Genomic DNA, 18,361 nt, shown 5'->3' with positions numbered 1-18,361 from the left:
GCGTTAGGTCAGTTCGCTAAGGTCGAGCGCTTCGAGCAGCGCGGCGCGCGCGCGGCGGACATCGGAAGCCAGCGTTGCCGACGCGAGGTCGCCGGGCGCAATCGCTTCCGGCCAGTGCGTCGCCACCACTTCGGCAATCCGGTCGAGTTTTGCGTCGTCGGCGATGAAGCGCGGATCGACGGTCGCAGGATCGGCGACGACGCGCAGGCGCAGACAGGCCGGGCCGCCGCCATTCGCCATCGACTGGCGGACGTTGACCGGCAGCAGGCGGCGGATCGGGCCGTTGCCCGCGACATGCGCCTCTAGCCAGTTCCACACCGCGGGGGTGGCTTGCGCCTCGGTTGGCAGGACAAGACCCATGCCGCCGCCGTCCGGCAGGCTGACGAGCTGCGCGTTGAACAAATAGGATTTGATCGCGTCGGGCAGGGTCACCGCGCTCGCCGGCACCTCGACGATCTCGACCGCCGGAAAAGCGGTGCGGATTTCGGCGTGGGCCGCCTCGCGGTCTTCGAAGGCGGTTTCGTGGGTGAACAGCACATGCTCGTTCGCAACGGCGACGACATCGTTGTGAAAGGCGCCGCCTTGGATCGCGGTGTCCGACTGGCGGATGAAAAGGGTGCGGGCGGGGTCGAGCCGGTGATGGCGCGCGATCGCCTTGGACGCGTCGAGATGCTGGCGCGCCGGAAATCGGCCGCCGCCGACGCCATAGACGAAAATTTCGACACCTTGCCCGTCATGCCCGCTGCACAACCGCATATGGTTGGCCGCGCCTTCGTCGCCAAACGGGGCAGGGATAGGCGCGTGGACAGCAAAGGCGGGATCGGCAAAAGCAAGGCGAAGCTGGGCTAACGTCCCCGGCCATTCGTGACTGCGGTGCGGCATGGTGACGAGGTTCGCGACGGTCAGATGACATTTGCCGTCGCCGCTGTCGGGAGCCGGGGAGACGGTCGCGGCATTCGCGGCCCACATCGACGACGCCGACCACGCCTGCGCGCGCAAATGACCCTCGGCATCGTCCAGCGTCGTGCCAAGCGACGCCAGCCATGGCACATCGGGGCGGTCGAGCGGCATGAAAAAGCCTTGCGGCAGCCCGAGCGCCAGATTGTGGCGCATCTTGTCGATACCCTGCAACGCCGCCGCGCGCGGCTGCGACACGTCGCCCGCGTTCGATGCGGACGCGATATTGCCGCGGCTAAGCCCCGCATAATTATGGCTGGGGCCGATGATTCCGTCGAAATTGATTTCGGTAAGCATGATGTCCATTTTTCCCTGTTTCAACCCCTCCCCTTCAGGGGAGGGGCAGCGAGACTTGCCAGCTTGCTGGCTAGTCGCAGCGGGGTGGGCCTCAACGGTGGCGCTATGCCGATGGCCCTACCTCAACCCCTCCCCTGAAGGGGAGGAGCTTGTCTCAGCGCCCAATCCAGCTGATCTCGTCGCCCGGCTCCACGCCGAGTAGGTTCGCCGCGGTGCGGTCAAGCGTCGACCCGTCCCCGACCTTGCCGAAACAGCAGCGGAAATCGGCGAGCCGCCCGGTAGCGACCAGCGCGTCGTCGCCGGTGTCGGCGATCGCCGACACTTGGGCGTGCTTCGCCCCGGCAACGCTCGCGACCTGATCGGTGCGCGCGGTCATCGTCGGGCCGCCGTCGAAGATGTCGACATAATTCTCGAACGCGAAATTCTCGTTCTCCAGCATCCGCATCGCGGCGCGGCCGCTGGGGTGCGGGACGCCGATGACGCTGCGCGCATGCTCGCTGAGCATCGCGATATAGACGGGATGCTTGGGCATCAGGTCGGCGATGAACTGATTGCCGTGGACCGCGTTGAACTGGTCGGCTTCTTGAAAGCTCATCCCGAAAAACTTGCCCGCGACGCCGTCCCAGAAGGGCGAGCCGCCGGCCTCGTCGATCACCCCGCGCAACTCGGCGAGGATGCGGTCGCCAAAGCGCGCGCGGTGGCGCGCAATGAACAGATAGCGCGAGCGGGCGAGCAGCAACCCCAGCCCACCGGCGCGCGCCGCGGGATGAAGGAACAATCCGCCGACCTCGCTCGACCCGTTGAGGTCGTTGCTGAGCATCAGGATCTGCGCGTGAAAAGTGCGGCCGAGCTGCTCGCTGTGCTTGCTGTCGGTGCCGATGCGATAGGAGTAAAAGGGCCAGCGTTGGCCGACCTGCCCGAACACCTGGCACGTCCCGCGCACTTCGCCGCTGTCGAGATCTTCCAGCACGAGCAGATAGAGCTCGTCCGAGGGATATTCCTTGTCGCTGGCGAACGAGGCTTCGGTACGCTCCAGTTTCGCGCGCAACGCCTTTTTGTCGGGGGGCAGGTTGGTAAAGCCGCCGCCGGTCAGCTTCGCCATTTCGTAAATGCTCTGCAAATCGCCCGGCTTGGCTGCCCGGATCACATAATTCACACTGTCCCCCGTTCCGCTATACGTATCATGGTGAGCGCCGACAGCTGCGCGCGTTCGGCGAGGCTGTCGACGATCAGAAATTCGTCCGAAGAGTGGATAGCGCCGCCGCGCGGTCCCATGGTGTCGACGACCGGGATCCCGCACGCCGCGATATTGTTGCCGTCACAAACGCCGCCGGTGGCGTTCCAACGGATCGGTGGCAGACCGAGCGCGGCGCCGCAGTCGCGGACCAGCTCGAACAGGCGCGTTGCCGCGGCGTCGAGCGGTTTGGGCGGGCGGTTGAAGCCGCCGTGGAGGTGGCAGTGGACGTCATGGTCGCGCTGGATGTTGGCGATGGTGTCACGCAGCGCGGTTTCGGCGGCAATCATCGCTTCGGGGGTCGAAGGGCGGAGGTTGACGCGCAGGATGGCTTGGTCGGGGACGACATTGTTCGGGCCACCGCCGTCGATGCGGGCCGGATTGATCTTCAATTCCAGGGACTTGAGTGCATTCAGGCGCACCGCGAGATCGGCTGCGGCGACTAGGGCGTTGCGGCCTTCTTCGGGGTTGCGTCCGGCGTGCGCCGCCAGACCACGGACGGTCACCGAAAAATTGCCGCTGCCCGGCCTTGCCCCCGCCAAGGTGCCGTCGGGCAGGGCGGGTTCGTAGGTCAGGGCGGCCGTCTTGCCCTTCGCGAGTTCGGCGATCAGCGCGGCCGAGGCGTGGCTGCCGGTTTCCTCGTCGCTGTTGATCATCACGTCATAACCGACCCGCGCTGCGAACGGCGAGGCTTCGAGCGCGGTCAGCGCGGCGAGGATCACCGAAATGCCCGCTTTCATGTCGGCGGTACCGGGGCCGTTGAGGACGCCGGGTTCGAGCCATTTGAGCGTCTGGAACGGATGATCGGCGGCGAACACCGTGTCCATATGGCCGGTGAGCAGCAGCTGGACCGGAGCGTCGGGGCGCACCCGTAAATGGAGATGGTCGCCGCGCTGGATCGTGCTGACCCGGCCTGCGGCGTCGACGCTTTCGACCGGATCGGCGGCGACGAGCCGCACGTCGCCGGGCAGTGCGGCAAAGCTGTCGGCGAGCTGCCCCGCGACATTTTTCAGCCCCGGCAAGTTGCCGGTGCCGCTGTTGATCGCGGCCCAGCGTTCAACCTGCGCCAGCATCGGCGCATCCGCAGCGCGTTCGAGGGTGGCGGTTTCGGTGGCCGTGAGCGACGTCATCGCTCGGCTATAGCGGGCGGCGCAGCACTTGCCACCCCCGCCGGGGCGGAATCATCGATCCGGCATGACCCGGGGTTATGGTCCGGCGATCAGATCGCGAGGAGCAAAGTGTCGTCGCTTTGCGGCGGCGCGGCCTCGAACGAGGGCAGGGGTTCGAAACTCGCGTCGATCAGCGCCGGTTCGACCAGCCCGTCGAGCTTGAAATGGCCGAGCCGCCGTTCGTCGTCGGAGCGCCAGCTCTTGTCGAGGTTGAGCGCGCTGACGAACAGGTCGCCGCGGCGTTCGAACATCTGATGGGGCGCCAGCTTCATTTGCTGGCCATTATATTGCGCGGTCACGACGCGCTTGCGCGCAATCGCCTCCATTAGCGTCAACCGGGTTTCGTTCATGAGCTCACCTGGGGGAGGAGGGGAGAGGTTCCGTTGTGCATTGCAACATAATGCACATGCCGACGCCCCCGGCAAGTGTCGAATCGAAACCGATCGCATGAAATCCTATGCGTGAAATCGCCGCCATTGCCATATTGCGTCAATCGCGGCATAGGGCGGCGGCCCTTTCCTCCCCGGGTCCACTGGCGCAGTTGCGCCGACCAGAGGGTGCTACCATGACTGAATTTCTCGACCGCAGCGGCATGTCCGTCGATTCGCGCCTGGCCGATTTCATCGAGGCGCGCGCGTTGCCCGGTACCGGGCTCGATGCGGGTAAATTCTGGGCCGAATTTGCGGCCTTGCTCGGCAAATTTGCTCCCGAAAATGCCGCCTTGCTAACCAAGCGTGAGGATTTGCAGGCGCAGATCGATGCCTGGCACGAAGCGCGGGCGGGGCAGGCGCATGATGCGGAAGCTTATCAGGCTTTCCTGCGCGAAATCGGCTATCTCGTCCCCGAACCGGCGCCCTTTGCCGTGGGGACGCAGAATGTCGATCCCGAGATTGCGACGATGGCGGGGCCGCAGCTGGTTGTCCCCGCGCTTAATGCGCGCTTTGCGCTCAATGCCGCCAACGCGCGTTGGGGCAGCCTGTATGATGCGCTGTACGGCACCGATGCGCTCGACGCGCCGCCCGCTAAGCCGGGTGGTTATGACGCCGCCCGCGGCGCGGCGGTGATCGCGCGGGCCAAGGCGTTTCTGGACGAAGCGGTGCCGATGGCATCGGGCAGCTGGGCCGACTGGCAGGGCGGCCAGCTCACGCTCGCCGATCCGGCGCAATGGGTCGGCAGCAAGCCCGGCGGCATCCTGCTCCGCCACCATGGCCTGCACATCGAACTGGTGATCGATTCGGCGAGCGCGATTGGCAAGACCGATCCCGCGGGCATCGCCGACGTCGTGCTCGAAGCCGCGCTGACCACGATCATCGACCTGGAGGACAGCGTCGCGGCGGTCGACGGCGAGGACAAGACCCTCGGCTACACCAACTGGCTGGGGCTGATGCGCGGCGACCTGACCGAGAGTTTTGCCAAGGGCGGCGCCACGGTGACGCGCGCGATGGCGGCCGACCACGAATGGACCTCGCCGACGGGCGATCCCTTCGTCCTGCACGGCCGCAGCGTGATGTTCGTGCGCAACGTCGGGCATCTGATGACGACGCCGATGATCAAGCTGCCCGGTGGCAATGAGGCGCCTGAGGGGCTGTGCGATGCCGTCATCACCGCGCTGTGCGCGCTCCACGACCTGAAAGGCCTTGGCACGCTGACCAACAGCCGCGCGGGCAGCATCTATATCGTCAAGCCCAAGCAGCATGGGCCGGAAGAGTGCGGCTTCACCGATCGGCTGTTCGACGCGGTCGAGGATATGCTCGGCCTTGCGCGCCACACGATGAAGGTCGGGGTGATGGACGAGGAGCGCCGCACCAGCGCCAACCTCGCCGCGTGCATCCATGCGGTGAAGGACCGCATCGTGTTCATCAACACCGGCTTCCTCGATCGCACCGGCGACGAGATCCACACCAGCATGCGCGCGGGGCCGATGATCCCGAAGGGCGAGATGAAGGCGAGCGACTGGATCGCATCCTATGAGGATCGCAATGTCCGCATCGGGCTGGCCTGCGGGCTGTCGGGCAAGGCGCAGATCGGCAAGGGCATGTGGGCAATGCCCGACCTGATGCGCGCGATGCTGGAGGCGAAGATCGGTCATCCGAAATCGGGTGCCAACACCGCGTGGGTGCCGTCGCCGACGGCGGCGACGTTGCATACGCTGCATTATCATCAAGTCGATGTGTTCGCGCGGCAGCAGGAGATCGCGGGCGAGGCGGTGCCGTCGCTCGACCGGTTGCTGAACATTCCGGTCGCCACCGGGCGCAACTGGAGCGAGGCCGAAATCACCCGCGAGCTCGACAATAATTGTCAGGGCATTTTGGGCTATGTCGTGCGCTGGATCGATCAGGGGGTTGGCTGTTCGAAGGTGCCCGACATCGACGACGTCGGCCTGATGGAAGACCGCGCGACGTTGCGGATCGCGTCGCAGGCGCTAGCGAACTGGTTGCTGCACGGCGTGTGTTCGGCGGAACAGGTCGATGCGGCGCTGGCGCGCATGGCGTTGAAGGTGGACGGACAGAATGCGGGTGATCCGCTGTACGAGAAGCTGACCCCCGACGGGATTGCCTATCAGGCGGCGCGGGCGCTGATCTTTGATGGGGTGACCCAGCCATCGGGTTATACCGAGCCGTTGCTGCACAAGTTCCGGCAGGCGAAGAAGGCGGCTTAGAAGGCCGTTGGGAAAGCTGATCCTGCCTGTGGCGCAGCCATGGGGAGGGGGACCGTTCGCGAAGCGAATGGTGGAGGGGCAGCGATGGTAGCGCCAAAGCCCCTCCGTCAGCGCTTCGCGCTGCCACCTCCCCATGGCTGCGCCACAGGGAGGATATTCTCCTCCTCCTGCTCCTCGTCATCCCGGACTTGATCCGGGATCCATAACTGCGCCGTCGTCGTGGATCCCGGATCAAGTACGGGATGACGAAGCCGAGAGATGGCTGCTCCCACCCATAACCGACGTTTCCATACAATACGCCTTGCCTCCACCCGCTATAACGCGCCATCTTTGACGCGGGGCAGGCAGGGGGCAGGGTGATGACGGCACCGTTTAATTTCGGGCAGCTCAAATTTCTGAAGGCGCTGACCGAGGCGCTGTTTCATGGCGCGACCATGGCGATCACCGCCGATCAGGTGGTCGATAATATCTGTCAGCTGTTCGCCAAGGTCGGCGGGACCAAACTGGACGAAATCCGCCTGTCGCTGACCGCCACCGAGGTCGTGCTGGGCGGTCCGTTTTTTACCGAGGACGATGTCGCGGGGCGCGCCGCCAAGCTGAAGAGCCGCCTCCAGAACAGCCAGATCGACCTGTTTCAGGACATGGCGCGGCTGCGCGGCATTGTTTATGCCTGCTATTATGGGCATTGGCAGCCGGGGCTGTTGCCGGGCGATCAGGACGCCAATATCGCCAATCCGGTGCATCGGCAGATCGGCTTCACGCTACCCAAACACCGCGCTCGCGGGGCGGGCGAGATGCCGATCACCTCCGTCACGGGGCGCGAGATTGACCCGGCGCATATCCTCGATGCCGCGACGCTCGATGACGAATATGATGTCGTCGTGATCGGGTCGGGCGCGGGCGGGGCGGTCGCGGCGCATAATATCGCGGCGCAGGGCTATACGGTGCTGATCGTCGAGGCGGGGCCGTTTTTCCCGTCGCACAAGATTCATCACCACGAGCTCGACATGATCGCGAGCCTGTACAAGCATGGCGCGCTGCAGACGTCGACCAACCGCGATTTTGTGGTGTTTCAGGGGCGCTGTGTTGGCGGTTCATCGACGATCAACAACGGCATCTGTCTGCGCGTCAATGAAGCAGGACGCACACACCCCGACGCGCAGGATGTGCTGGCAAAATGGGCGCGCATCGGGGCGCCGATTGACGCCGCAGCCTTTCATGCGAGCTATGACGCGGTGCAGGCAAAGCTGGGCATCGCGAAAATCGAGCCGCGCAGTGGGCGGCACAATGGGCCGCATCTGATCGAGGGGTGGAAGGCTTATGCCGCGGCGTCGGGCAAGCCGCGCGATGCGCGGGCGATCACCGACTGGTTCACCAAGAATTTCGGGCCGCCGCATACGCCCAATGCCTGTGCCTATTGCGGTTACTGCAATTCGGGCTGTCCCTATGGCCGCCGCATGGGGGTGGCACAGACCTATCTGCCCGCGGCGTGCCGCGACTATGGCGCGCGCATCCTGCCCGATACCAAGGCGGAGCGGATCGTGTGGCAAACTGCCTATGACGGGCGGCGCGAGGCCGAGGCGGTGGTGCTGATCCTGCCCGGTGATGTGCGGAAAATGGTGCGCGCCCGCGTCGGCGTAGTGGTCGCGGGCGGCACGATCGCCTCGTCGAAGCTGCTCGATCGCAGCGACATCGACGGCACCGGTTATCAGGTGTCGCTCAACGTCGCTTCGCCGGTGGTCGCGCTGATGCCCGACGGGGTCGGCGGCGATGCGTGGGACGAGGACCAGATGTCGAGCTATGTCGATGTCGGCGACTATCTGCTCGAAAGCCATTTCCAGCCACCGATGTCGATGGCGTCGCTGATGCCCGGCTGGTTCGCCGACCATGCGAACCGGATGAAGAATTTCGGGCGCGTGCATTCGGCGGGCATCCTGTTCCCCGCCGACCGGCGTGGGCGAGTGGTGAACGACAAATTGCAGTTCCAGCTCGACGCGACCGACGATTTGCCGGTGCTGCGCGATGCGATGGCGACGCTGACCAAGGTGCATTTCGCGGCGGGGGCGATCGAATGTTATCCGGCGCTGGCGCGGGGGCAGGTGGTGACGCCCGACATGGATGTCGATGCGTTTTTCGCGAGCGCGATCCGTGAACAGGATGATGTGACGCTGTCGAGCAGCCACCCGCATGGCGGCAATGCGATCAATGAGGATCCTTCGCACGGGATCGTCGATCTCGACTGCCGGGTTCACGGGACGACCAATGTCCTGGTCACCGACGCCAGCGTGTTCCCCAGCTGCATCCGGGTGAATGCGCAATGGACGACGATGGCGATGGCAGAATATGCGACGGGGCGGGGCGATCCGTTTGGGTAGCAGGGGCTAATCCGCTCGTTCCCGTTCGTGTCGAGCGAAGTCGAGACACGTTGNNTCGACTTCGCTCGACACGAACGGCTATGGGACGGGGACCATGACCAACACCGTTGCCGCCCTCTATAAATTCGCGCCCTTCAACGATCCCTCCATGCTGCGCCAGCCGCTGATCGACCTGTGCGCCGCGCAGGGGGTTAAGGGGACGCTGCTGCTGGCGCGTGAGGGTATCAACGGGACGATCGCGGGCGGCGCCGATGGCATTGCCGCGGTGCTGGACCATATCCGCGCGCTGCCGGGTTGCGCCGACCTCGACATCAAATGTTCGACCGCGGCTGCGATGCCGTTTCAGCGGCTGAAAGTGCGACTGAAGAAGGAAATCGTGACGCTCAAGGTCGCGGGTCTCGATCCTGCGCGCGATGCGGCACCTTATGTCGATCCGGCCGACTGGAACGCGCTGGTCGATGATCCCGACACCGTACTGATCGACACGCGCAACGGGTTCGAGGTCGGTTACGGAAGTTTCGCGGGCGCGGTCGATCCGGCGACGAAAAGCTTTGGCGAGTTCCCCGAATGGTGGCGCGCCAATGCCGAGCGTTTTGCGGGCAAGCGGGTGGCGATGTTCTGTACCGGCGGCATCCGCTGCGAAAAATCGACCGCGTTTCTGCGGCATGAAGGCGTCGAAGATGTCGTGCATCTGAAGGGCGGCATCTTGGCGTATCTGGAGCAGGTGCCGACGGAGGAGAGCCGCTGGCACGGCAGCTGTTTCGTCTTCGACGAGCGCGTGAGCGTGGGGCATGGGCTGGTCGAGGTGGGCGAGAAGGCTTGACGAGTCAGGCGTTTAGCCGCGCCGCGCCATATTCGTACCAGCCGAACGGGCGCGGGGTTTTGGGAATATAGGCTGCGGCCTGCCGGTCGACGGCAAAGCCTGCCTGTTCGTAGGCGCCGGAAATCGGGCGCGTCAGGTGGCAATTGCCGCCGATGCGTTTCCACACCGGCTCGATCCGTCGCTGCCATTTCGCCACGCTTGCGTCGGGCGCCGCACCATGTTCGAGGAACAGCGCGGTGCCGCCGGGTTTGAGCACGCGGCGGATTTCGGCGAGCACCGCGGCCTGATCGGCGACCGAGCAGAGGGTGAAGGTGGTGACGACGGTGTCAAACTGCGCGTCAGCAAACGGCATCGCTTCGCCGACGCCGCCCTGAATGTCCGCGGCCATCTCGCGGGCCTGCGCTGCGGCGCGGCTCATCGCCAGCAATTCGGGCGAGGGGTCGAGCCCGGTGAAGCTGGTGACGCGGGCGGGGTCGTAAAATTCCATGTTGATGCCACCGCCGCAGCCGAGCTCGAGTACGTCGCCGCTGGCGTTGGGTACGACCTTGCTGCGCACCTTCATGATCTGCCCCTGCGAACAGGCGCATTTGATCAGCCGCGGCACCCCATGACGTTCCCACCAGCTTGCCATTTATCGGTCTCCCCCAGCGCCGCGTTCCGTTCGCGCGGCGACGATGGCAAGGACGTTGTCCTGAATATCGCCCAATATGCGCTCGCCCCACCATCCCGCATAGCCGTTGAACGGAGTGGCCAGTTGATAGCGTGTCCACAGCCGGATTTTTGTCCTGCCGTCGGCGAGCGGTATCAGGCGATAGCCGCCGGTGTCGATCCAGAGATGGCGGCCGTGCGGTTCGATATGTCGATCGGTGCGTTCGTGAATCGCTGGGTCGGGAAACGCAAAACGCCATTGCAGGCGCTTGTTCGTCTGCCAGTCGGTGACAATTTCCTGAAACCGGATGCCGTCCTGCCAATAGGCGTCGCGGACTGCGCCGCGACCCTCGCCCGACAAACGGGCTGCCAGCGGCCGCGGCAGGCGGAGCAGATCCTGGCTGGCGTTCCAGCGGCCTTCATCGGGCGCGATCGCCGGAATGGCGAGCAGACGCGGCCACACCACCGACGGCGGCGCATCGACGATGATTTCGCGAACCACGGTGCGCGTCTCGCGCGGCGGCGCGATCTGCTGATCGATCAGCAAAGCCAGGAAGGGGATCAACAGCAGGGCATGGGCACGGAAGGTCGCCGGATCGACGCGCTTGCGCGAGCGGCGATAGAGGTAAACCGGCCACAAGCCGATATAGCCGAAGGCAATCCACACGGGCAGGGCCATTACTAGACAAACGACGCCTTCGCGAAGGAAGACGGCACCAATGAGCGTCGCGGCAAAGGCCAGCCACAGCGGGATGGCCAAAAAGGTACCGCGCGACCAGTCGCGGCCCATGCTGCCGACCCAGGCGATGAAGGCGGTCAGCGCCGCGGGCAGCACGACAATCAGCGCATAGCCGATCGTCGCGCCCGATCCCGCCGCGGCCAGAAAATAGACCCCAAGGGCCGCAGCAAGGGCGACGATGAGGGCTGTGACCAGCTTCCAGTTATCGCGGCGCCGCGGCGCTGGGGCCGTTTCGGCTGGTGGGTGGTTCGTCGTCACGCGGGCTCCCTCTTGGCGTGCAGCCTGTCCCTTGCTAGCGCGGTTGGCAACACCCATCTGTGCGGGTCCGCACAGCGTTTTGAAAGATCGACATGCCCGCTACCCACCACACCAAGATGCTCATCCTCGGCTCCGGCCCCGCCGGCCTGTCGGCCGCCATTTATGCCGCGCGCGCCGGCATGATGCCGATCGTGGTGCAGGGCTTGCAACCCGGCGGCCAGCTGACGATCACCACCGATGTCGAAAACTACCCCGGTTTTGCCGAGGTGGTGCAGGGGCCGTGGCTGATGGAGCAGATGACCGCGCAGGCGACGCATGTCGGCACGTCGATGATCTGGGATACCATTGTCGACGTTGACCTGTCGCAGCGCCCGTTCAAGATCACCGGTGACGGCGGCGATGTCTATATGGCCGAAACTCTGGTCATTGCGACCGGTGCGCAGGCGAAATGGCTGGGCGTGGCGGGCGAGCAGGAACTGGGGGGCAAGGGCGTTTCGGCCTGTGCTACCTGTGATGGGTTCTTCTATCGCGGCAAAAAGGTCGTGGTGATCGGCGGCGGTAACACCGCGGTCGAGGAAGCGCTGTACCTGACCAACCACAGCGACGATGTGACGCTGATCCACCGCCGCGACCATTTGCGCGCCGAAAAAATCTTGCAGGACCGGCTGCACGCCAATCCGAAGATCAAGGTCTTGTGGAACAAGAAGGTCGAGCGCTTCGTCGCCGGTGAGGGAGTTTCGGGGCTGGTCGGGGTCGATCTGATCGACACCGTCACTGGTGAGGCGAGCCACGAGCCGACCGATGGCGGGTTCGTCGCGATCGGCCACAGCCCGTCGACCGAGCTGTTCAAGGGCAAGCTGCCGCTGGATAGCGACGGGTATCTGGAAGTTACGCCGGGGACGTCTTTGACGTCGATTCCGGGGGTGTTCGCGGCGGGCGATGTGACCGACAAGGTGTATCGCCAGGCGGTGACCGCGGCGGGTATGGGCTGTATGGCGGCACTGGACGCCGAGCGGTTTTTGGCCGAGGCGGAATATAAGGCGTTGGTGGAGGCCTGACAGGACGGAATTTGAAGGGATTCGCGCAGAGGCGCAGAGATCGCAGAGATCGCAGAGTATTTTGGTTCACGCGGAGACGCGGAGGCGCGGAGAAAAATGAGGAGCGGCAAAGCCGCTCAATCTGTGCCGCGAGACTGCGCTTCGGGTAACGGCCGCAGCCCGCCCCAAAAAGCTGTTCGGCACCTCCGCGTCTCCGCGTCTCCGCGTCTCCGCGTGAACAATGCCTTTCTCTGCGATCTCTGCGCCTCTGCGCGAAATTTTATAGCGCGTTTAGAGCGCGGCGTATTCGTTCCGCCAACCACTCGGCATCGTCCCCAGCAAAGCTGTGCGACGTACTGTCCAGCCGTTCGACCGGCACCGCGCCGGGAGTGCAATTCTCGACAAACGCCTGCGCCGTGCGGTCGCCGGTGGCGAGCAGGATCGTGGCGGGGCAGGGTAGGCTGGCGAGCGCGGCGTTGAGGCGCGCGGGCAGGCTGTCGGGGGCGGCGGGCGCGGCGCGGCGGCGCAGCGCGGACAGGCCGCGGGCCAGCTTTTTGACGTCGATCTCGCCCTTGAGCAGCCGGAGCAGGCTTTTGGGGTCAGTCAGCCGCGAAAGGTAGCGCGCGCGGATCGCGGCGGCGGGGGGCAGCGCGGGTTCGTCGGTTTCTTCGCTGTCGTCGCTTTCATAAGTCCACGGATTAGCAAGGAGCAGCGCGTCGAGTGCGAGCGGCTGGTGGAGCAGCAGCGCGCTGGCGGCGTCGCAATTGCCGAAGGCGATGATGCGGGTGAGGTGCGTTGCGGCGCGGCGGAAGGCGGCGATTGCGGCGGCGATGTCGGGGGCGCTGCTGGTGTAGCCGGTATTTTCGCCTTCGCTGTCGCCGATGCCGCGGCGGTCGAAGCGGAACACCGGGTGACCGGCCTCGGCGATGCGCTGCGCCAGCGTCGCCATACCGCGGTGCGCGCCGCTGCGGATTTCATTGCCGCCCGAGACGATGAGCAGGCCGGTGGTGCCGGGCGCTTCGTCGAGCGTCGCGGCGAGGGTGGCGCCCTCGCAGGGGAAGGTCAGTTGATGCCGCATGTCGTGCTCCATGCGGCGATGTCGGCGGCGATTGCCTTGGCCATCGCGGTGTCCTCGCCGGGTTCGGCGCGCAGCCATAGCGGGGTGCCGGCGATGTCGTCGGCGCCGCTGCCGAGGGCGACGGTGCGGAGGGGGGTGACGGGTTGGGCTTCGGCGGTGGCGAGCTGTGCGATCATGGTTGGGGAGAGGCGGTTTCCGGCGAGGAGCAGCGGTGCGGTAGCGGCTTCGGCTTGCAGGCTGTCGAGCGACGAGGTTACCCCGGCTTCGCGGTCGGCGGCGACGCGGGCGCGCATCAGGGTGCGGACTAGCGACGCGCCGCCGACGGGGGCGAGGCGCCACCAGGCGGCGGCTTTTGCTTGGTGATCGATCAGGGCGCCACCGCGCAGCGAGGCGATGATCAGCGGGCCGCCGATGGCTGTCGATGTTTCGGCGAGGGCGCTTTGCCAGCTGGCGAGATCGACCTGTTCGAGCGGAACGAGGCTTTCGTTCTGGCCGGGGAGGTCGGGGAGCAGGGTGGTGAAACCTTCGGCCGCCAGCGCGCGCATCGCGAGCACGAGGGTGCGGTGGGTGCGGTTGGCTTCTTCGAACAGTGGCGGGACGAACAGGATCGTGCCGCGCGGGGGGCCGGTGGGGGTGATGCGGAGGACATGCTCGGGGGTGGAGATCGCCATTCGCATGCTCCCTGTCGTCATCCCGGCCTTCGCGGGGATGACGATAGAAGGGGGACGGATGCAAACCGATACCTCTCAATCGGTCACTTTGCGCAGCGAAAACGCCAGCAAATTGCCGTAGGTTTCAAAGATCTCGCCATCGATCTCGTCATCGTCGATGAGGATACCGAGGCGGTCTTCCATCTCGGTCAGCACCGTCGCCACTGCCATCGAGTCGAACTCGGGCAGCGCGCCGAACAGGCCGCTGTCTTCGGTCAGCGCCGCGGCGCGTTCTTCGCCGAGGCCGAGCACGTCGGCGAGCAGGGCGCGGAGAGTGGCGTCGACGGTATCGGGTTCGGTCAATTTTCTTTCCTCAGCAGGGAGCGGGCGAAGGCCTTGAATGCCGGTCCCCATGCCGCGGGGCGCGACGGATTGAAAGCCTTGATCCGCCACAGCGGGTCGTGGCGGTTCATCCAGTCGCGCTTGTAGGCGTCGTTGCCGGTGCCGAAATCAACGCGCTTCACCTTGTCGATGTCGATGACATGGCGGAACAGCGCGGCGGAGAGCAGGGTGCCGGGGGAGGCTTTCAGGCTGTCCTCGACATGCGCGAGCTTGTGGATGAAGGCGGTGCCGTCCTCGACAGTCCAGAACTGCGCGGCGACGGGGATGCCGTCGATGCGCGCGATGCCCATCCGCAAGTTGCCCCGGGCGCCTTCGGTCTCGGCAAAGGCGCACAGGAGGGCGGGGTGGCCTTCGTCGGGTTTCCAGCTCGCGGCGTAGATCTGTTCGTAGGCGGCCCAGCTGCCATCATCGAATTCGGTGAGCAGCTGGATATCGACGATGCCCTTTTTCGCTTTGCGCTGGACGGTATTGCGCAGCGCGCCGGGGCGGCTGGCCCACCAGGCGTCATGATCCATGTCGCCGAGGTCGAGCCAGTGGCGGTCGCCAGAGGGGGTGGCTTTGACCCACCAGCCCGCGGCGCGGAGCGCGGCAATGAGGTCGTCGGGATCGCTGACGGGGTACAGCGTCAGGTGCGCGGCGGAGCGGCGGAGATTGTGGAACAGCGCGCGCAAGGCGGGGCCGCGGTCGCCGTCGCCGGTGTAGAGCGGGCGGATCGCGAAGCTGTACCAGTTGGTGAGGCCTGCCACGTCTCCCGGCGTTTCGATGCGCAGCGGCAGCCATGCGGTGACGGCGCCCGCGCGGCCCTGCGCGTCGACCCGGCCTTGTCCGGCAAAGCCATAAGATTCGAGCAGGTCGAACCACGCTGCGCGGTCGAAGGGCGAGGCGAGGCCGGTGGCGTGCGCGGTCGCGGGCAACCGCTGATCATTAGCGTGATGTTCACCGTTCCCTTGCATGGTGTCGCCCTCTATCACTTCACTCCTAACAGCCGATGACCAAAGCCGAAAACCCATCTTCCCGGCCGATCGACCATCTCGCCCTGCGCGGCGCGCCGGAGGCGGCTGCGCTGCTGATCGGCGATCGGATCCTGACCTTTGCCGAATTGGATGCGGGGGTCGGGCGGCTGGCGGCGTGGCTGCGGGAGCAGGCGGGCGCGCCGGGCGAACGGGTCGCGAGCTGGAGCGCGAAGACGCGGGCCGCGTGCCTGATGCCGCTGGCGGCCGCGCGCGCGGGACTGATCCATGTACCGGTCAATCCACTGCTCAAGGGGCCGCAAGTCGCGCATATTCTGGCCGATAGCGGCGCGAAGCTGCTCATCACCAACGGCGCGCGGGCGGAGATGCTGGGCGACGGGCGGCCCGATGATTGCGTGGTTCAGGATTTGACGGTCGCCGAGGCGGTGATCGATTCGGACGGGGAGGGAGTGCCGCCTTCGTCAACTAATTCTGACGATCTGGCGGCGATCCTTTACACCAGCGGATCGACCGGGCGGCCCAAGGGCGTGATGCTAAGCCACGCCAATCTGTGGCTGGGGGCGGAGAGTGTCGCGTCCTATCTGAAACTGGCGCCAGACGACCGCGTGCTCGCGGTGCTGCCGCTGAGTTTTGATTATGGGCAGAACCAGCTGTTTTCGAGCTGGTATGCGGGGGCGGCGGTCGCACCGCTCGATTATCTGACCCCGCGTGACGTCGTGAAGGCGGTGGCGCGGCACCGGGCGACGACGCTGGCGGGCGTGCCGCCCTTGTGGGTGCAATTGGTCGAGAGCGATTGGCCTGCCGACGCGGCCGCGCATTTGCAGCGACTGACCAACAGCGGCGGGGCGCTGACGCCGTCGCTGATCGACGCGATGGCCGCGACCTTCCCGAACGCCGATATCTACCCGATGTACGGGCTGACCGAGGCGTTTCGATCGACCTATCTCGAGCCGAAATATGTGGCCGATCATCCGACCTCGATGGGGCGCGCGATCCCGCATGCCGAGATTTTGGTGTGCCGCCCTGACGGCACGATCGCCCCCGACGAGGAGCCGGGCGAGCTGGTGCACTGCGGGCCGCTGGTCGCGCAGGGCTATTGGCAGGATGCCGAGCGAACCGCCGAGCGGTTCAAACCGGCGCCGCGGGTATCGGTATATGGCGGCATGGCGGTGTGGTCGGGCGACACGGTGCGCCGCGACGCCAATGGTCTCCTCTATTTCGTCGGGCGCGACGATGCGATGATCAAGACCGCGGGCAATCGGGTGAGCCCGACCGAGGTCGAGGATGTCGCGGTGGCGTCGGGGTTGATCTACGAGGCCGTCGCGTTCGGGGTGCCCGATACACGGCTGGGGGCGGCGATCATACTGATCGTGCGCGGCAAGGGCGGGGTCGCCGACGAAGCGGGGCTGAGCGCCTATCTGCGCCAGAACCTGCCCAATTTCATGCAGCCGCAGGTGATCGAATGGCGCGATGCGCTGCCGCGCAATCCCAATGGCAAGCTCGATCGGGTGGCGATTGCCGCCGATTGGGCGCATGGGTATCAAGATGTTTAAATTCTCCGTTCGCATCGAGCGAAGTCGAGATGCCCATCGACGACGCGCTGCCCAGAAGGGTGTCTCGACTTCGCTCGACACGAACGGGTTTTGGGGGCCCAGTTTGACTCCAGAACCGAGGGTGGCGGCATGAAGCCGCATGGTCCGATCCCGCCCGGTTACGCCGCCGACGAAGACGGCATGCTGCTGATCGGCGGCGACCGCGCCGATACGCTGGCCGATATGGCGGGCGATACGCCTTTATTTGTCTATGACAGCGCGATACTGAGTGCGCGCGTCGCCGAATGGCGCGCCGCGATGCCTGCCGCGGTACAGCTCCATTTTGCGATGAAGGCGAACCCCTATGCGCCGCTGCTCGCCTTCATGGCGCGGCTGGTCGATGGGTTCGACGTCGCGTCGGGCGGCGAGCTGAAGACTGCGATCGACAGCGGCATGGCGGCGGCGCACATCAGCTTTGCCGGACCCGGCAAGCGCGACCGCGAGCTGGAGGCGGCGATTGTCGCAGGGGCGACGCTCAACCTGGAATCGGCGGGCGAGGGAGAGCGAGCGCTGTCGATCGCGACGCGGCTGGGCGTGACGCCGCGGCTGGCGGTGCGGGTCAATCCCGACTTCGACCTCAAAGGATCGGGGATGAAGATGGGGGGCGGCGCCAAGCCGTTCGGGGTCGATGCTGCCGAGGTTCCGGCGCTGGTCCGGCACCTGATCGCGGCGGGCGCCGATTGGCAGGGTTTCCATATTTTCGCGGGATCGCAGGCACTTGATGCCGCGGCGATCGCCGATACGCAGAAGCAGACGGTCGCGCTCGCAGCGCGGCTGGCGGAGGAGATCGGGGCGACGCCGCCGCTGGTCAATCTGGGGGGCGGCATGGGCGTACCCTATTTTCCGGGTGACAACGCGGTCGATGCGGCGGCGGTCGGGTGGGCGCTGGGCGAGACGCTGGCCGGGCGGCCCGCGGTGCTCGCGGACAGCCGGTTTGCAATGGAGCTGGGGCGCTGGCTGGTGGCCGAAGCGGGGGTGTATCTGGCCCGCGTCGTCGACCGCAAGACCAGCCATGGCGAGACGTTTCTGGTCACCGACGGCGGGCTGCACCACCAGCTGGCGGCGAGCGGCAATTTCGGGACGGTGATCCGCCGCAACTATCCGATCGCGGTCGCGAACGCCTTTAGTCGCGAGCCGACCGAGACCGTATCGGTCGTCGGCTGCCTGTGCACGCCGCTCGACCGATTGGGTGACCAGGTAGGGCTGCCGCGCGCCGACGTCGGCGACCTGATCGCGATCTTTCAGGCAGGGGCTTATGGGGCCAGCGCGAGCCCGGCAGCGTTTCTGGGGCAGGGTCCGGCGCGCGAAATGCTCATCTGATCGGTCAAAACTTGTGCCTTAACGGGACAGTTCTTCCGATGTGCTAGTCGCACTTATCGCAACACTAACTCTATGTTCACCCTTTTCGCGCAAGGGTGGATGCTGACGCAATGACGATTGTCGCGGGGATTTGGACCGCGACGGCGGCCCGC

Annotated in this window: 16 protein-coding genes; 6 read left to right on the top strand and 10 right to left on the bottom strand. The window is 65.8% G+C overall.

Annotated elements, in window-relative coordinates:
- Positions 1-3 precede the first annotated feature (3 nt).
- The 4 genes from B4F07_RS07185 to B4F07_RS07170 form a co-directional block, all read right to left on the bottom strand.
- Positions 4-1,257 carry an N-succinylarginine dihydrolase gene (locus B4F07_RS07185; RefSeq protein WP_293704718.1) on the bottom strand — a complete coding sequence of 418 codons (1,254 nt, stop codon included), beginning with the start codon at positions 1,255-1,257 and terminating at the stop codon, positions 4-6.
- Positions 1,258-1,408: 151 nt separating this feature from the next.
- Positions 1,409-2,410, bottom strand: a complete 1,002-nt coding sequence (locus tag B4F07_RS07180) for an arginine N-succinyltransferase (protein ID WP_293702909.1) — start codon at positions 2,408-2,410, stop codon at positions 1,409-1,411.
- A complete protein-coding gene (locus B4F07_RS07175) occupies positions 2,407-3,618 on the bottom strand; it encodes a hydrolase (RefSeq protein WP_293702912.1) in 1,212 nt (403 codons plus the stop codon). The genes B4F07_RS07180 and B4F07_RS07175 overlap by 4 nt, the downstream gene beginning before the upstream one ends.
- An 89-nt stretch (positions 3,619-3,707) precedes the next feature.
- A complete protein-coding gene (locus B4F07_RS07170; RefSeq protein WP_293702915.1) occupies positions 3,708-4,007 on the bottom strand; it encodes a WYL domain-containing protein in 300 nt (99 codons plus the stop codon).
- Between the two features lie 215 nt (positions 4,008-4,222).
- On the opposite strand from B4F07_RS07170, the gene B4F07_RS07165 reads away from it, so the two are divergent.
- The 3 genes from B4F07_RS07165 to B4F07_RS07155 all read left to right on the top strand — a co-directional run bounded on the left by B4F07_RS07165 (position 4,223) and on the right by B4F07_RS07155 (position 9,514).
- Positions 4,223-6,316, top strand: coding sequence for a malate synthase G (locus B4F07_RS07165; protein ID WP_293702918.1), 2,094 nt, complete (start codon positions 4,223-4,225; stop codon positions 6,314-6,316).
- Between the two features lie 359 nt (positions 6,317-6,675).
- Positions 6,676-8,691 carry a GMC family oxidoreductase N-terminal domain-containing protein gene (locus tag B4F07_RS07160; RefSeq protein ID WP_293702921.1) on the top strand — a complete coding sequence of 672 codons (2,016 nt, stop codon included), beginning with the start codon at positions 6,676-6,678 and terminating at the stop codon, positions 8,689-8,691.
- A 94-nt stretch (positions 8,692-8,785) separates the two neighbouring features.
- Positions 8,786-9,514, top strand: a complete 729-nt coding sequence (locus tag B4F07_RS07155; protein ID WP_349681316.1) for a rhodanese-related sulfurtransferase — start codon at positions 8,786-8,788, stop codon at positions 9,512-9,514.
- Between the two features lie 4 nt (positions 9,515-9,518).
- Here the strand turns inward: B4F07_RS07155 and B4F07_RS07150 are convergent, their stop codons facing one another.
- Together B4F07_RS07150 and B4F07_RS07145 are read right to left on the bottom strand one after the other, a co-directional pair.
- Positions 9,519-10,145: a class I SAM-dependent methyltransferase gene (locus tag B4F07_RS07150; protein ID WP_293702924.1), complete on the bottom strand. Its 627-nt coding sequence runs from the start codon at positions 10,143-10,145 to the stop codon at positions 9,519-9,521.
- Positions 10,146-11,159: an SRPBCC family protein gene (locus B4F07_RS07145; protein ID WP_293702927.1), complete on the bottom strand. Its 1,014-nt coding sequence runs from the start codon at positions 11,157-11,159 to the stop codon at positions 10,146-10,148. It abuts the gene before it with no gap.
- 92 nt (positions 11,160-11,251) lie between these two features.
- Between B4F07_RS07145 and trxB the strand changes: the two genes are divergently transcribed.
- Positions 11,252-12,217, top strand: a complete 966-nt coding sequence (trxB, locus tag B4F07_RS07140; protein WP_293702930.1) for a thioredoxin-disulfide reductase — start codon at positions 11,252-11,254, stop codon at positions 12,215-12,217.
- A gap of 259 nt (positions 12,218-12,476) precedes the next feature.
- On the opposite strand, the gene B4F07_RS07135 is transcribed toward trxB, so the two are convergent.
- The 4 genes from B4F07_RS07135 to B4F07_RS07120 form a co-directional block, all read right to left on the bottom strand.
- Positions 12,477-13,274 (bottom strand): hydrolase 1, exosortase A system-associated, encoded by a 798-nt coding sequence (locus tag B4F07_RS07135; protein ID WP_293702933.1) that lies wholly within the window; start codon positions 13,272-13,274, stop codon positions 12,477-12,479.
- Positions 13,259-13,945, bottom strand: coding sequence for a hypothetical protein (locus B4F07_RS07130; protein WP_293702936.1), 687 nt, complete (start codon positions 13,943-13,945; stop codon positions 13,259-13,261). Before B4F07_RS07130 ends, B4F07_RS07135 begins: the two co-directional genes overlap by 16 nt.
- A gap of 75 nt (positions 13,946-14,020) precedes the next feature.
- Positions 14,021-14,287, bottom strand: a complete 267-nt coding sequence (locus B4F07_RS07125) for an acyl carrier protein (RefSeq protein ID WP_293702939.1) — start codon at positions 14,285-14,287, stop codon at positions 14,021-14,023.
- Positions 14,284-15,240 (bottom strand): GNAT family N-acetyltransferase, encoded by a 957-nt coding sequence (locus B4F07_RS07120; protein WP_293702942.1) that lies wholly within the window; start codon positions 15,238-15,240, stop codon positions 14,284-14,286. The genes B4F07_RS07125 and B4F07_RS07120 overlap by 4 nt, the downstream gene beginning before the upstream one ends.
- A gap of 74 nt (positions 15,241-15,314) precedes the next feature.
- Here B4F07_RS07120 and B4F07_RS07115 point away from each other — a divergent pair, with 74 nt between their 5' ends.
- Positions 15,315-16,850, top strand: a complete 1,536-nt coding sequence (locus tag B4F07_RS07115; protein WP_293702945.1) for an acyl-CoA ligase (AMP-forming), exosortase A system-associated — start codon at positions 15,315-15,317, stop codon at positions 16,848-16,850.
- A 129-nt stretch (positions 16,851-16,979) separates the two neighbouring features.
- The gene (locus B4F07_RS07110; RefSeq protein WP_293702948.1) at positions 16,980-18,209 is read left to right on the top strand and encodes a pyridoxal-dependent decarboxylase, exosortase A system-associated; all 1,230 of its coding nucleotides are present in this window, start codon (positions 16,980-16,982) and stop codon (positions 18,207-18,209) included.
- The last annotated feature ends 152 nt before the right edge of the window (positions 18,210-18,361 follow it).

The sequence above is a fragment of the Sphingopyxis sp. UBA6723 genome (assembly GCF_002454115.1).
Lineage (GTDB): Bacteria > Pseudomonadota > Alphaproteobacteria > Sphingomonadales > Sphingomonadaceae > Sphingopyxis.
The sequence above is the reverse complement of the archived record's forward strand: the minus strand, read 5'-3'. Positions and strand labels throughout refer to the sequence as shown.